Origin of the sequence: Nitrospira sp. (genome assembly GCA_016715825.1) — a bacterium.
In the GTDB taxonomy this organism is placed as follows: Bacteria; Nitrospirota; Nitrospiria; order Nitrospirales; family Nitrospiraceae; genus Nitrospira_D.
Genome location: JADJXO010000001.1, coordinates 651856 through 666622 on the forward strand (window position 1 = coordinate 651856; position 14767 = coordinate 666622).

10 protein-coding genes and 3 pseudogenes are annotated in these 14767 nt (G+C 57.8%); 12 read left to right on the forward strand and 1 reads right to left on the reverse strand.

Annotated features, from left to right (window positions below; genetic code table 11):
- Window positions 1-25 precede the first annotated feature (25 nt).
- The 12 genes and pseudogenes from IPM58_03240 to IPM58_03295 all read left to right on the forward strand — a co-directional run bounded on the left by IPM58_03240 (window position 26) and on the right by IPM58_03295 (window position 14289).
- Window positions 26-409: a hypothetical protein gene (locus tag IPM58_03240; protein MBK9306106.1), complete on the forward strand. Its 384-nt coding sequence runs from the start codon at window positions 26-28 to the stop codon at window positions 407-409.
- A gap of 6 nt (window positions 410-415) precedes the next feature.
- A complete protein-coding gene (locus IPM58_03245) occupies window positions 416-697 on the forward strand; it encodes a DUF507 family protein (protein ID MBK9306107.1) in 282 nt (93 codons plus the stop codon).
- A gap of 99 nt (window positions 698-796) precedes the next feature.
- Window positions 797-1072, forward strand: a complete 276-nt coding sequence (locus IPM58_03250) for a DUF507 family protein (protein ID MBK9306108.1) — start codon at window positions 797-799, stop codon at window positions 1070-1072.
- An 18-nt stretch (window positions 1073-1090) separates the two neighbouring features.
- Complete coding sequence (locus tag IPM58_03255; protein ID MBK9306109.1) at window positions 1091-1546, forward strand: tetratricopeptide repeat protein; 456 nt, start codon at window positions 1091-1093, stop codon at window positions 1544-1546.
- Window positions 1547-1567: 21 nt separating this feature from the next.
- A complete protein-coding gene (gene bcp, locus IPM58_03260) occupies window positions 1568-2035 on the forward strand; it encodes a thioredoxin-dependent thiol peroxidase (protein ID MBK9306110.1) in 468 nt (155 codons plus the stop codon).
- A gap of 18 nt (window positions 2036-2053) precedes the next feature.
- On the forward strand, window positions 2054-2929 hold the full coding sequence (locus IPM58_03265) for a hypothetical protein (protein MBK9306111.1): 876 nt from the start codon (window positions 2054-2056) through the stop codon (window positions 2927-2929).
- Between the two features lie 174 nt (window positions 2930-3103).
- Window positions 3104-4657 (forward strand): SAM-dependent DNA methyltransferase, encoded by a 1554-nt coding sequence (locus IPM58_03270; GenBank protein ID MBK9306112.1) that lies wholly within the window; start codon window positions 3104-3106, stop codon window positions 4655-4657.
- Between the two features lie 239 nt (window positions 4658-4896).
- A pseudogene (locus IPM58_03275) lies at window positions 4897-6047 on the forward strand (IS3 family transposase).
- Window positions 6048-6051: 4 nt separating this feature from the next.
- Entirely contained in the window at window positions 6052-6999 is a 948-nt protein-coding gene (locus tag IPM58_03280) for a restriction endonuclease subunit S (protein ID MBK9306113.1), read from the forward strand.
- Window positions 6983-9686 (forward strand): annotated as a pseudogene (locus IPM58_03285) (AAA family ATPase). Before IPM58_03280 ends, IPM58_03285 begins: the two are co-directional and overlap by 17 nt.
- Window positions 9687-9693: 7 nt before the next feature.
- Window positions 9694-10743, forward strand: a complete 1050-nt coding sequence (locus IPM58_03290) for a Fic family protein (GenBank protein ID MBK9306114.1) — start codon at window positions 9694-9696, stop codon at window positions 10741-10743.
- Between the two features lie 133 nt (window positions 10744-10876).
- Window positions 10877-14289 (forward strand): annotated as a pseudogene (locus IPM58_03295) (DEAD/DEAH box helicase family protein).
- Window positions 14290-14388: 99 nt separating this feature from the next.
- On the opposite strand, the gene IPM58_03300 reads toward IPM58_03295, so the two are convergent.
- The gene (locus tag IPM58_03300; GenBank protein MBK9306115.1) at window positions 14389-14562 is read right to left on the reverse strand and encodes a hypothetical protein; all 174 of its coding nucleotides are present in this window, start codon (window positions 14560-14562) and stop codon (window positions 14389-14391) included.
- Window positions 14563-14767: the final 205 nt, after the last annotated feature.

Below are 14767 nucleotides of genomic sequence, written 5' to 3' on the forward strand. Positions count from 1 at the left end.
TGTGTGGTCTGAGATCGATTCTGACATGACGGAACCAGGGAAGCGAATTCGTATTACCGTGGGAACAGTGCAGCTAGAGGCTGAACTCCGAACGACCAAAACGGCGGATCAAGTCTACGCAGCGCTTCCGGTGAAAGCAGCGCTCAACACGTGGGGCGAGGAATTCTATTTCCCGCTTCCCGGTATTCGCGATCATCGAGAAACGGCGACCACTCAGGTCAAGGTCGGCGATATCGCATTGTGGGGAGCGGGGCAGGTGGTGGCCATTTTTTTCGGCAGAACGCCGATGAGTGTTGGGGCGGATCCCGTTCCTGCAGATCGGGTGAATATCATCGGGAGGGTGGTCGGCGATGCGACCAGACTTCGTCAGGTGATGGAGACCTCGACGATCCTTCTTGAACCGGCATAGGGGGCGATGCGACTCTCAATAGAACGGGTACGGCACATGGCGGAGAGTCTGGCTGGGCATCTCCAGGCGGACGGGCACCTTACGCTGACGGGTGACCGGAAGACGTTCGTGGAAGCGCTCGATCAGGCGATCACGCATGAGCTATCGCTGGAGGATCGCGTCAATGCCGACGTGCGGCAACTGTTGAAGGCCTACGAACAACAAATTGAGCAGGGACAGGTCGATTATCAGAAGATGTTCCAGATGGTAAAGCAGAAGTTGGTCCGCGAGCGGGGAATTATTTTGTGAAGATCAATGGTCACCGGTCAGTAGACTCGCGACGAATTGGTTTCAGAGCATTTCTCCGGCTGTTGACCGGTGACGAGTAACGATTAAAGTGGACCGGCAATGCTGAGCGAAGATAAAGTCAGCCATCTCTCGCATGTGATTCTCGCGACTGTGAAGAAGCATGCCGGAACGAGGCTCAACAGCCCGGATGAACGCGTCTTGAAAGAAATCAAGCGAGTGCTCGGTGTCGAGTTGGCGCAGGAACAGGAGATTGACCGAACAGTCAGAGCCAAGTTGGCGTCGTATTCGCGAGGCATTGTCGAAGGAAGTGCTGAGTGGGACGTGCTCTATCGAAAAACCTTTGAGGAAGAAACGCGCAAGCAGGCGAAGTCTTAGGGACAGAGGTAACATAGCATGGAACAGGCAATTCGACGGTTCGTGATGCTGGGGGTTGTGCTGATGGTGGTCGCGACGACGGCCTGTTCGCACAAGCGCACACCTCTCGTTCCGCTGGTTCTGGAAGGCGAAGTGAAGCCTCAGGCGACAGTGTTGACGGAACAGGGGACTCAGGCCTATCAGACTCAACAATACGAAGATGCAACGCGCTATTTTGAGCAGGCCATAGCCGAGGCACCGGAGTCAGGTCAAGCTCATTACAACTATGCGCTCGCATTAAACGCCCTTGGGAATATGGAAGTCGCGCGCAGACATTTTTTGCAAGCGGCCGATTTGGCCCCCGGCGACAAGACTATTTGGGACTCACCGGCGTTGTCGCCGTACGGGAACCCTGAGAACAAGAACAAGGCCAAGCTTAAACCCTATTCGCCTAAGCGATCGTCGTTCGGGACCGGTACGCCCGGCGGTTATTAATCCCTCACCAAGGATGGACGTATGAATAAAGCACTCGCAGTCGGGGACCAGGCACCGGAACTCGCGATTCCAGACCAACAGGGAAAGCCCGTGACCTTGGAGCGCTTCAAGGGAAAGCAGGTCGTGTTGTACTTCTATCCCAAAGACGATACACCGGGATGCACGAGAGAGTCGTGTGATTTTCGTGATGTCGAGTCACAAATCGTACGGGCAGGGGGCACGATCGTCGGGGTGAGTTTGGACGGCAAAGAGTCTCACCAGAAGTTCATCAAGAAATTCGGATTGCCCTTTCCGTTGCTCAGCGATGAAGATGCCAAGATCTCCAAAGCCTACGGCGTCTATAAAGAAAAAATCAACTACGGCAAGAAGTATTGGGGCATCGAACGCAGCACCTTCGTCATCGATCCTGAGGGAAAGGTGAAGGCCATTTTCAGGAAGGTCAAGGTCGATGGGCATGCCGACGAAGTACTCACGGCGCTGAAGGCCTAACAAAGGGTCCGATTGGCTGTGTGGTCACCAGCCGGCATCCGCACCCTCAGAATTGTTCTCGCATTCGTTCTTCTGTTTGCGTGCGCTCCTGATCACACGCTGCTCGTTGCAGCCGACAAGACGGCTGCAACAGTCGTGGTGAAGGATGCGTTCACCTCACCGAATCAATCAATCACCATTGAAGCCAAGCTGACCGGGAAAGGGCTCGTCGCGAGCCGCGCGCTGGGCGGTGAACCACTCGATCTCCTGGTTGATGGGAAGGTCGTCGCATCCGCCATGACCGGCGGCGATGGACGTGCATTCTTGACCTATACGCCGACGTCGAAGGGGATCAAGCCGGTTCATGTGCGAGTCGGCCGGAGTCCACGGGTCGATCACGCCGAGGGACAGGCTCATCTGGTGGTCTGGGAGAAACGACAACCTATTCTTATGATCGAACTCTCCTCGCTCATGGAGATCTCGCCGCCCAGTCGAGTGCCCGCCATCGGCTTCGGATCGGAATCCGCACAAAAGCCGATGTCCGAGGCGGCCGATGAACTCGAGAAACTGACCAGGTTTTATTATGGAGTCATCTATGTCGCACCCGTGCCGTCAGGGGGAGATAGCTTTCGGGTGAGTATGGAGGTCGGGGAGTGGCTCAAGCTGCACAAGTTTCCACCAGGCTACGTGATACCCCTCTCCGCTGACATGAAAGGGTTAGGGGAGAAAATTGATGAGTTTCAGGAGGCCGGCTGGAAGACGGTGAAAATTGGAGTCGGTCGATCAAGAGCCTTCGCGGAGGCATTCCTTCAACGGCGTCTCGATGCGATCATGGTGCCGGAACCAACGAAGGGCGACGTGCCGAGGAAAGCCCAAGTCGCGAAGGATTGGAAGGAGGTGCGGAGGAAGTTGTAAGCCGAGCGAAGTCTCCAGCGATATCTCGTCAGTCCTCAGCGCTTCATCGTAACTCAGTCTCACCATTCGGAATCATTGCATTTCTTGCGAAAAGACGGTATGCCTCTCGGCTAATTCTTCCTTTCGTCCAAGAGAGGGAAGCAACCAGCCTGTGAATCTTTCGGAAGGAACACCATGATCACCGGTGACATCAAGAATCAGATCGATCGCATCTGGGACTCGTTTTGGTCCGGGGGAATTTCGAATCCGCTGGAGGTGATCGAGCAGATCACGTATCTGCTCTTTATCCGCCGTCTCGACGACTTGCATACACTCGAAGAGAACAAGGCCAACCGGCTCAAGCAGCCGATGGAGCGGCGGGTTTTCCCAGCAGGCAAGGACTCCAAGGGGCGGTCCTACGAGGACTATCGTTGGTCGCGGTTCAAGCACTTCGCGCCGGCCGAGATGTTCATTCTGGTCGGCGAGCACCTCTTTCCATTTCTGCGCGCTGATCTCGCGCGTCAGCTCGGCAACGGCGACTCCACCTACGCGCACCACATGAAGGATGCGCGGTTCACCATCCCGACGCCGGCGCTGTTGGCGAAGGTGGTGGACTTGCTCGACCATGTGCCGATGGAGGATCGGGACACGAAGGGCGACGTCTACGAATACATGCTCGCCAAGATCGCCACGGCCGGGCAGAACGGCCAGTTCCGCACGCCACGTCACATCATCCGCTTGATGGTCGAGCTGACTGCGCCCCAACCAACTGACGTGATCTGCGACCCTGCCTGCGGCACGGCGGGTTTTCTGGTGGCGGCGGGCGAATACCTGCGCGAGCGGAATTCAAATCTGTTGCACGATAAACAGTCCAACGAGCACTTCCACCATGGGATGTTCCACGGCTTCGACTTCGACAACATTATGCTGCGGATCGGCAGCATGAACATGCTGCTGCACGGGGTAGAGAGCCCGGATATCCGCTACCGCGACTCACTCGCGCAGGACCATGCGGGCGAGGAGGAGAAATACACGCTGGTGCTGGCCAATCCGCCGTTCGCCGGCAGCCTGGACTACGAGGGTACTGCTAAGGACCTGCTCCAGATCGTCAAGACGAAGAAGACTGAGCTGCTCTTCCTCGCGCTCTTCCTGAGGTTGCTGAAGCCAGGCGGACGCGCGGCGGTGATCGTACCAGACGGGGTGCTCTTCGGCTCCAGCAAGGCGCACAAGGAATTGCGGCGCATCCTGGTGGAAGACCAGAAGCTCGATGCGGTGATCAAATTACCGGGTGGGGTGTTCAAACCCTACGCCGGTGTCTCCACCGCGATCCTCGTCTTCACGAAGACGAACTCCGGCGGCACGGACTTCGTTTGGTTCTACGATGTCGAGGCCGACGGCTGGAGCCTCGACGATAAACGCACGCCGCTTCTATCCGAAGACAAACTTGGGCCCACGCCACGCTCGCCGCTTGCCGACGACGAACATCCGAAGAACAACCTGCCTGACGTGCTGACGCGATGGGTACAGCGCGACGGCAGCGAGCGCGAACGCCCGCGCACCGCGCAGAGCTTTTGTGTGCCGAAGGCCGACATCGCTGCACAGGGTTACGACCTCTCACTCAACCGCTACAAGGAAGTGGTGCACGAAGCAGTCGAGCACCGCCCGCCGAAAGAAATTCTCGCCGAGCTGGCGAAGCTGGAGGAGGAGATCCAGCGGGGGATGAAAGAGCTAGAGGGGATGCTGGGATGAAAGTCTCAGCCAGCAAGCTTGGAAGCTTAGCTCGCGTGCGAACTGGAAAATTAGATGCGAATGCGAGTTCGCCTAATGGCAGTTATCCATTCTTTACATGTGCAAGAGAACCACTGCGCATCAGCAATTTTACCTTCGATTGCGAATGTGTTCTTGTTGCAGGTAATGGAGATCTCTGACCTTACCCCGATTTCACAGACACCTGTATAAGGAGGAGTTTGATGAAATTGGAGGGCAGCATGAGCACCAAGACGAGACGGCAGTATACGGAAGAGTTTAAGACAGAAGCAGTGCGGTTGGTCCGAGACTCGGCACGACCGGTTGCGCAAGTAGCCAGAGACCTGGGCATTGCCGACCATCTGCTCTACCGCTGGCGGGTGGAGCAGCAGCAGGCGGAGGAGCGTGGAAAGACGCGGCAGGACCTCCGAGCTGAAGAGGCCGAACTGGTCCGACTGCGGCGCGAGAATGCTGTCCTAAAGCAGGAGCGAGATTTTTTAAAACGTGCGGCGGCGTTCTTCGCGAAGGAGTCCCGATGAGATATCGGGTGATCCAGGAACACGACCGTCGCTATCCCATCCGCCTCATGTGCCGAGCCCTAGCCGTATCTTCTGCAGGATATTATGCCTGGCGGGCACGTCGAGACCCGGGCAGTAGCCAATCGAGGCCTGTTGACTGCAATTCGGGCGCTTCACCACGACAGTCGCCAGACCTACGGGAGTCCACGAATCTGGCGAGCACTCCGTGCACAGGGCCACCGGGTTGGAGAGCATCGCATCGCTCGGCTGATGCCACGCTGGCATCCGAGCCAAGACGGTGACGAAGTGGCGTGCTACCACGCAGTCCCAGCATGCGTTCCCCGTGGCCGCGAACACCCTGGCTCAGGTCTTCACCGTTGAGGCGCCCAATCGAGTGTGGGCGGGAGATCTGACCTACATCTGGACGGGAGAAGGCTGGCTCTATCTGGCCGTCCTGCTCGATCTGTATTCACGTCGGGTCGTGGGCTGGGCCATGGGCCAGCGATTAACCGGTGAGCTGGCTGAGCAAGCCCTGACGATGGCCGTAATGAACCGCACTCCCAGGGCGGGGCTCGTGCACCATTCGGACCGCGGCAGTCAGTATGCCGCGACGAACTACCAGCGCCGACTGGCTGAGTACGGCCTCATTCCCAGTATGAGCCGCAAAGCGTAATTGTTGGGACAACGCGTGCGTCGAGAGTTTCTTCGGGACGCTCAAGCGTGAGCTGGTCTATCATCGGCACTATATAACCCGAGACGAAGCCATGCAGGAGATCTTTGAGTACATTGAGGTCTTCTATAATCGGCAACGACGGCACTCAACCCTCGGGTATAAGTCTCCAGCTGAGTATGAAGCGAGGGCCGCAGTCGCGTAACCACGTGTCCACGAAATCAGGGGAAGATCAACTCAACGTTAAGTACTACAATGGCAAGTTCGATGCCTATCAACGGACTTACGTAATTGAATCACTAGATAAGACAGCCTTAGATGTTCGATATCTTTACCGTTTTCTGGACTCGTACTTGGAGTACCTACGACGTCTGAGTATTGGCGGAGTAATCAAGTATATTAAGCTTGAAAATCTAACCGAGGCGCGCATCCCTCTTCCGCCTCTCCCTGAGCAACGGAAAGTAGTGGAGATTTTGGACAAGGCGGACGAGCTGCGGGCCAAGCGCCGCGCCGCCCTCGCCCAGCTCGACACCCTCACGCAATCCATCTTCCTCGACATGTTCGGCGATCCAACTACGAATCCGAAGGGATGGCCGCAAGAAGATTTGAAGACCTTTTTCTTCTTCCGTACAGGAAAGCTTGATTCCAATGCGGCGGAACCAGGCGGGAAGTATCCGTTTTTTACCTGCGCACAAGAGAATTTCCAAATTGACACTTTCGCATTCGACTGCGAGGCGCTGCTGCTTGCTGGTAACAATGCAAATGCCGACTACTCAGTGAAGTACTACAAAGGTAAGTTCAACGCATATCAACGGACCTATGTGATTACTCTGCAGGACGAACGCAACTCCTATGCGTACGCACGATTTGTTCTCGAACATAAGTTGGCAGAATTAAAACGCATATCAAAAGGTACAAATACAAAGTATATAACGTTGGAACTTCTCAACCGCATGCGGGTGCCAGTACCGCCTACAGAACTACAAGAGCGATGCGAGAAGGTGGTCACACAAGTGAATCAACATAAAACAGCTAATCTGACCACAGCGTCAAAATTCGACACTCTTTTTGCGTCTCTCCAACACCGCGCCTTCCAAGGAGATCTGTGGCTAGGTTCTGATGAGGCATCGGAGGTGGTCCATGAGTTCGGTCGGTGACCAGATTCAGAGCGCAGATGCGGCGATCTGCCAGAACATCGAATCGCTCGGTGACCAGCGTTCATTGCTCTCGCAGAATGTTCTTGCACAACTGCGGAATCTCGTTGAGGGCGTGGCGGTCCGTCTTCACACGGGCTCACCTGATGCTGAATTCAAGTACCCCGCGGTAAAACCTGCGCTCGACTTCGTTAAGAGCAAGGGGAAGTTCAACTTCCTCGGCAAGTTCCACAAGCTGATAGAAAAGAGCGCTTCTCACTACACTTTGGACGGTGATGCTTCCGAACGGTTGATGCTCAAGTACTATGAGTATCTCTACCGCATCCGCAGCTTGCTTCAAGATAACTGTGGGCTCGCATTGCTGGCAAACCTCGAAAAGTTCCCCGTAGACCTCGATCCGTCGCTGCAGGAGTACCACGAGAAGATCGCCGCAAGAATTGAGGCGAGCCGTGCATCACGGCCAGACAGTGGTGCGCGAGATAGGTACCACATCCATAAGACGCGCCCGTTCTTCGTCAGCGGGAAAATCTACTATGAGGTAACCTTCTACCGCGCCGTCAACAAGGTGAGCAAGTTCGATCGCATCATCGCCTTCACCAATATCGACATGGCTGATAAGTATGCGGCCATGTTGACGCTCTTGCAGGACTCGATTGAAGTGCTTCGCCAGACGATGCCGATTACGATCATTTGCGATTGGGAGGTTTCGATCCGCCCTTGCGAGTTCGACAACTTCGCACGCCTTCTGGGCATGACGACAGAAGTTCGGACCAATTCGGAGGAGTATCGCTATCTGATGCGGGGCCTGACCGTGCGCTCTGGCAGCCTGCTCGATTTGTGCGATATGCCAGACGCTCAATACTCGGCGCTGCGGGCGGCGGGGACGGCCAGTATGGACAAGCCGCAGATCTTCCCCGTGCTGGATGACGCGCGTCGCATCGTGAGATCAGCCGCTCCCGGTCACATCGTCCTCCGTTATCTCATGCTGCGAATGCACAATCAGATACTCAAAGCTCAGTATCACCCGGATGGCTGTGGTCCTCTCTCCAATCTCAAGCTCCCCTACGGCTGCATCCCGTTCGACAACATGCCGTTCTGCACCTCGTTGCCGGGGCACAACCCACGGTACTGGGACCTACTGGAGAGCCTTGATGTGACCGGGCGGAGCCACGAACTCCTCGCTCGATGCGTGAAAAACAACGTAGAGCGCAACGGAATTCTCTACACGGCCGCGGTTGATCTAAAAGAGTTCGGAGTGGTCAATGAGGTGATCTCTACCTACAACGATAAGCTGTACTTCAAGCATACGCATCGTCGACTCGTGCTCGACAAGGAACACGTCTTCATCAGTGGGTATGAAGAAGATACTGTCTCTATTCATAAACAAACTGAAAGAGAACGCTTCATCTGGGATTGCCGGCTACACCCAAGCCGTCGTGCGCTGGCTCAATGAAACATCTCGTGGCATCGATGACCCAATGAAAGAGGATGCGCTCAAGCAGCTATTCAGCCAGTCTCGCGTCGCCCTGATCTATGGGGCAGCCGGCACTGGGAAGTCAACGATGGTGGATCACATCGCGCACTACTTCAACGACAAGAAGAAGCTCTTTCTCGCGCACACCAACCCAGCGATCGACAATCTCAAGCGCAAGGTAACCGCGCAGAACTCGGATTTCCGGACGATCAGCAGCCAGATCTACAGGGGTGACGCCGATACGGTGTACGATGTCGTCATCATTGATGAGTGCAGCACCGTGAGCAATGCAGACCTGATCAAGGTGCTGGACAAGACCTTCTTTAAGTTGCTCGTCCTCGTTGGTGACGTCTATCAGATCGAGTCGATCCAGTTCGGCAACTGGTTTGGAATCATCCGTTCATTCATCCCGAGTACGTCTGTATTCGAGCTGACGACGCCTTTTAGAACCAAGAACAAGTCACTCTTGGGTTTCTGGAACAAGGTGCGAGCCATCGAAGATGACATCGCCGAGGTCATGGCTCGCAACGGGTACTCGACTGTACTAGACAAGACGCTGTTCGAGACCGGAGGGAAGGACGAGATCATCCTCTGCCTGAACTACGATGGCCTCTACGGCATCAACAACATCAACCGATTCCTCCAGAGCAGCAATCCCCAGGCAGCGACGACGCGGGCGCGTCTCGATGTACAAGGTCGGTGACCCTGTTCTCTTCTACGATACCGAGCGGTTCCGACCCCGTCATCTACAACAACCTCAAAGGCCGGATCAGGAGGCATCGAGCACGTCCCCGGTCGAATCCAGTTCGACGTCGAGTTGGATCGACCGCTCAGCCAATTCGACATTAATGGCACTGATCTCGAATGGATGGGTGACTCAACTGTGCGCTTCTCAGTCTACCAGTACGACACCAGTGATGAAGACGATGACTCATTGAACACGACCGTGCCATTCCAGGTGGCCTACGCAGTGTCGATCCACAAGGCGCAGGGCCTCGAGTACGACTCCGTCAAGATCGTAATTACCGATGCCAATGAAGACGACATTACACACAGTATCTTCTACACAGCCGTAACGCGGGCACGTAAGCACCTGCGCATTTTCTGGACCCCAGGGACGCAGCAGCGCGTTCTAGAGCGCCTCCGCCTCAAGGCCGACATGAAAGACGTCGCTCTTCTGGCTAGCCGTCGTGGACTTACACCGGTCAAAGGATGAGCTGAGCATGTCACTGAGACCGCGTTTCACGATCACAAATCCGATCACCGCCGCGCTCACGGCGATCGAACGGACAAGGGGATTTTTGGAGGCGGCCACGCTATCGGAAGATTGGATCGAGCGCATGAGCCAGCGTGCGCTGCTGCTGGAAGCGCACCACACCACGCACATCGAGGGTACCCATCTCACGCTCGATGAGGCCGCGCGTCTGTGGGCCGGTGGAAAGGTTGAAGGCGCCAGCCGTGATGATGTCCGTGAGCTGCTGAACTACCGCGAGGCATTCAATCTGGTCGCGGAGTATCTGGGCAGCGGCGAGCCGATCACCGAGGCGCTCATTCGTGAGATCCACCAGCGGCTGGTCGAAGGCGTGCGTGGCGGTGCTGCTCAGCCCGGACAATATCGCCTGATTCAAAATTACGTCGGCAACAGCCACACACGCGAAGTCATCTATACCCCGCCGCCACCTCAAGATGTCTTGCCGCTGATGCGCGAGTTGGTCGAGTGGCTACGCACCGACACAAGCATCCATCCGGTGCTGGTGGCCGGCATTGCGCAGTTTCAGCTTGTGCATATCCATCCCTTCGTCGACGGCAATGGTCGCACGTCGCGCCTGCTCTCTACATTCTGCCTGTATCGTTCGGGCTACGACTTCAAGCGGTTGTTTACGCTCAGCGAGTTCTATGATCGCGACCGTGCCGCCTTCTATCGCGCTATCCAGAGCGCGCGCGAGCAGGGGATGGACCTGACCGGCTGGCTTGAGTACTTCGTGGATGGGCTTGCGACCCAGATGAACGAGGTCCGACAGCGTGGGGAACGGGTGATTCGGCGCGACGTGCTCGTGCGCCAGCATGGGCTGAACGAACGGCAGGCAGTGATGGTCGAGGCACTTCTGGAGGGCGGCCCGCTCGGCATGGAGGAGGTCGAGGCCATTGTCCCTGGCGTCACTCGGCGCACTCTTCAGCGTGACCTCCACGGTCTCGTGGAAGCGGGGATTGCGGTCGCTGAAGGAGCCGCGCGGGCGACCCGTTATTCGTTGTCTGGCAAGGGGTTACGATGAATCGCGACAGAATCGCGACACATATTGCGACAGAATCGCGCCAACAATTGTGCCGTGAATCGCAAGTCCGAACGCTGTGACAAGCTATGACACCGGGCTGTGACATGAAGCAGTCAGAGCAGCACTTCTTGTTATGAGCCAATTCATCTTCCTTCAGCACGAATGGGCGACCGTCTTCGAGGCGGCGTCAAAAGCCGAAGCGGCAGTGCAGGCTGATCCTCGCACGGCCTGCTTCTATGCCCGCCGCACGCTGGAGCTGGCGGTGGGTTGGGCTTATAAGCATGACCGCCGCTGGGCTGCCCCACCAGGACAACCTCTCCGCGCTGATCCACGACCCCAGCTTCAAGCAGGCCGCCGGCGAGGCGGTCTTCAGCAAGGCGCGGGTGATCAACAAGCTCGGCAACCGCGCCGTGCACAGCCACCGGCCGATCCCGGACGAGGACGCCCTGGCCGCGGTGCGCGAGCTGTTCCACATCGCGTACTGGTTCGCCCGCACCTATGCACGGATGGGCCGACCAGCGCCGGGCCTCGTGTTCGACCCAGGGGCGCTGCCCGGCCGGCGCCAGCCCAAGGCAGACGCCCGAGCAGCTGCAGCCTCGAAACAGGACTGCGCGAGAAGGACGAGAACCTCGCGGCACTGCTCGCCGACAAGACCGCGCTCGACGAGGAGCTGAAGCGCCTTCGGGCCGAGGTCGCCGAAGGCAAAGAAGGCCGCAGCGGCGCAGCCGGACACGCACGACTACTCCGAGGCCGAGACCCGCGACTACTTCATCGACCTGCTGCTCAAGGAGGCCGGCTGGCCGCTCGACCAGCCGCGGGACCGGGAGTTCGAGGTCAGCGGCATGCCCAACAACCAGGGCAAGGGCTTCGTCGACTACGTCCTCTGGGGCGACGACGGCAAGCCACTGGGGCTCGTCGAAGCCAAGCGCACCCGGCGCGACGCGCGCGTCGGCCAGCAGCAGGCCAGGCTGTACGCGGACTGCCTGGAACGCCAGTTCGGCCAGCGCCCGCTGATCTTCTACTCCAACGGCTACGAGCACTGGATTTGGGACGACACCCGCTACCCGCCGCGGAAGATCCAGGGCTTCTACAAGAAGGCCGAGCTCGAGCGCCTGATCCAGCGGCGCGGCACCAGACGCCGGCTTGCCGAGGCGACCATCAATCCAGGCGATCGTCGAGCGCCACTACCAGGTGCGGGCGATCCGCCGCATCGGCGAGGCCTTCGAGCGCGACCACGACCGCAAGGCGCTGCTGGTGATGGCCACCGGCGCCGGCAAGACGCGCACGGTGATCGCGCTCGCCGACCTGCTGATGCGCTGCAACTGGGCGAAACGCGTTCTGTTCCTCGCGGATCGCGTGGCGCTCGTGAACCAGGCGGTGAACGCCTTCAAGAGGCACCTGCCCGACGCCTCGCCGGTGAACCTGGTCACCGAGAAGGACGCCGAGGGGCGGGTCTTCGTCTCCACCTATCCGACGATGATGGGGCTGATCGACGAGACGCGAGACGGGCAGCGCCGCTTCGGCGTCGGGCACTTCGACCTGGTGATCATCGACGAGGCGCACCGCTCGGTGTTCCAGAAGTACCGCGCCATCTTCGACTACTTCGACTCGCTGCTGGTCGGGCTCACGGCCACGCCCAAGGACGAGGTGGACCGCAACACCTACAGCCTGTTCGACCTGGAAAACGGCGTGCCGACCGACGCCTACGGTCTCGAGGAGGCGGTGCGCGACGGCTTCCTCGTGCCGCCCAGGGCCGTGTCGGTGCCGCTCAAGTTCCAGCGCGAGGGAATCAAGTACGACGAGCTGTCGGAAGACGACAAGGACCAGTGGGACGCGCTGGAGTGGGACGAGGATGGCACCGCCCCCAATCGCGTGGAGGCCGAGGCGGTCAACAAGTGGCTATTCAACAAGGACACGGTGGACAAGGTGCTGGCCCATGTCATGACGCGCGGCCTGACGGTGGCGGGTGGCGACCGGTTGGGCAAGACGATCATCTTCGCCAAGAACCAGCAGCACGCCGAGTTCATCGCGGAGCGCTTCAACGCCAACTACCCGCACTACAAGGGCGAGTTCGCGCGCGTGATCACGTTCAAGACCGAGTATGCGCAGAGCCTGATCGACGACTTCTCGAGCAAGGACAAGGCGCCGCACATCGCCATCTCGGTGGACATGCTCGACACCGGCATCGACATCCCCGAAGTGGTGAACCTCGTCTTCTTCAAGCTGGTGCGGTCGAAGACGAAGTTCTGGCAGATGGTCGGCCGTGGCACGCGGCTGTGCCCGGACCTGTTCGGGCCGGGTCAGCACAAGACGTTCTTCTATCTCTTCGACTACTGCCAGAACCTCGAGTACTTCAGCCAGGACATTCCTGCAACTGAAGGCAGGGTCGGTGCTTCCCTGGGAAAGCGGCTCTTCACCGCACGGTTGGAACTTTTGGCCACATTGGATACGACCTCACAGGACAAGCTCGTGACGGCGATGAAGGAAGCCTTGGCAACGTATGGTGGACCGTCGACGAAGGATGACCTGAGGCAGTCCATCGCGGAGCTGCTGCAACGGGAAGTGGCCGCCATGAATCTCGACAATTTTGTGGTGCGACCCCATCGGCGCCTGGTGGAAAAATACGCCAGGCCCGAGGCCTGGGTGGTGCTGGCAAACGAGGCGCTGGCCGAACTATCTCATGAGATCGCAGGGCTTCCCTCTGAGCTCGACCCCGAGAACGAAGAAGCGAAACGCTTCGATCTGCTTGCACTCAACCTCCAACTGTCCTTGCTTCGGCTCGAGCCAAGTTTTGCGCGACTGCGCGATCGCGTGAAGGAGATCGCTGGATTGCTGGAAGAGAAGAGCGCCATCCCGATGGTGCGTGAGCAAATGGCACTGATTCAGGATATTCAAAGCGATGAGTGGTGGCAGGATGTGACAGTTCCTATGCTGGAAGCGATGCGCCGTCGACTGCGCGGGTTGGTGCAGTTTATCGACAAGCGCCAACGCAAGCCCGTCTACACGGATTTCGAGGACCTGATAGGCGGCGAGACCAGTTTCACATTGCCTGGTTTATCAGTCGGGACTGATCACACGAAGTTTGTCGCGAAAGCGCGGGCGTTCCTGCGTCAGCATCTTGACCACGTCGCAGTCGCCAAGCTGCGCATGAATAAGCCGCTGACTGCCTCGGACCTCACGGAGCTGGAGCAGTTGCTGGACACGAGTGGGGTAGGTGGCCCGGATGAGATCCGCCGCTCAGCAGATGAAGCCAAAGGCTTGGGTCTCTTCGTCCGGTCTCTGGTCGGGATGGATCGGAGTGCTGCGAAAGATGCCCTGGCGCGGTTCATCAATGGAGAGACTTTCACTGCGAACCAACTGGAATTCGTGAGTTTGATCGTCGATCACCTTACTGAGCATGGTGTCATAGAGCCGGCTCGACTCTATGAATCGCCGTTCACGGATATCGCGCCGTATGGTCCTGATGAGTTGTTCCCGTCCGGGGATATCGACGCACTGCTTCGCGTCCTCGACGGCGTGCGAGTGAGCGCTTCGGAGGCGGCGTGAAACGACTCCCCTGAATGCCCCTAAGGTGGAGGGAGATCGCAGCAGATTACCGCAGTTCCACCAGGAACGGATTCCAAACACGAGATGACGACGATCATCTTACCGCGTGGCCACGATCTGGGCCTCACGGGCAGCCAAACTCTTTCGGCGATTATTAGAAATGGTGCGGTCGATAATGGCGCCGCAATTGAGGCATTTCCAGGCATAGAACACAAGAAAGAAATCCGAGAACCGCTCCAGCATCATCATGCCTTTACACTTCGGACAGTCCATTGCTCCCTCCCAGGGTGACTACGTACGGTGCTGATGAACAAGTCAAGCAAGAAGTGCGCCAAATTGGCATATGCGAATATTGCGATGATTTGATGGATACGTAGTTAAATGGAGACGCGATTGTTCAGGAAATTGACGCTCTCCACGAGATTGGCTCGTCAATGTCTTGTCAGCTTGAAAGAACGGGAAGGTAGGTCGGCAGTCA

Bases quoted from the DNA above. Each gene is read 5' to 3' on its own strand.
- bcp (MBK9306110.1), top strand. From the start codon at position 1,568: ATGAATAAAGCACTCGCAGTCGGGGACCAGGCACCGGAACTCGCGATT.
- IPM58_03290 (MBK9306114.1), top strand. From the start codon at position 9,694: ATGTCACTGAGACCGCGTTTCACGATCACAAATCCGATCACCGCCGCG.
- IPM58_03270 (MBK9306112.1), top strand. From the start codon at position 3,104: ATGATCACCGGTGACATCAAGAATCAGATCGATCGCATCTGGGACTCG.
- IPM58_03245 (MBK9306107.1), top strand. From the start codon at position 416: ATGCGACTCTCAATAGAACGGGTACGGCACATGGCGGAGAGTCTGGCT.
- IPM58_03255 (MBK9306109.1), top strand. From the start codon at position 1,091: ATGGAACAGGCAATTCGACGGTTCGTGATGCTGGGGGTTGTGCTGATG.
- IPM58_03300 (MBK9306115.1), bottom strand. From the start codon at position 14,562: ATGGACTGTCCGAAGTGTAAAGGCATGATGATGCTGGAGCGGTTCTCG.
- IPM58_03240 (MBK9306106.1), top strand. From the start codon at position 26: ATGACGGAACCAGGGAAGCGAATTCGTATTACCGTGGGAACAGTGCAG.
- IPM58_03250 (MBK9306108.1), top strand. From the start codon at position 797: ATGCTGAGCGAAGATAAAGTCAGCCATCTCTCGCATGTGATTCTCGCG.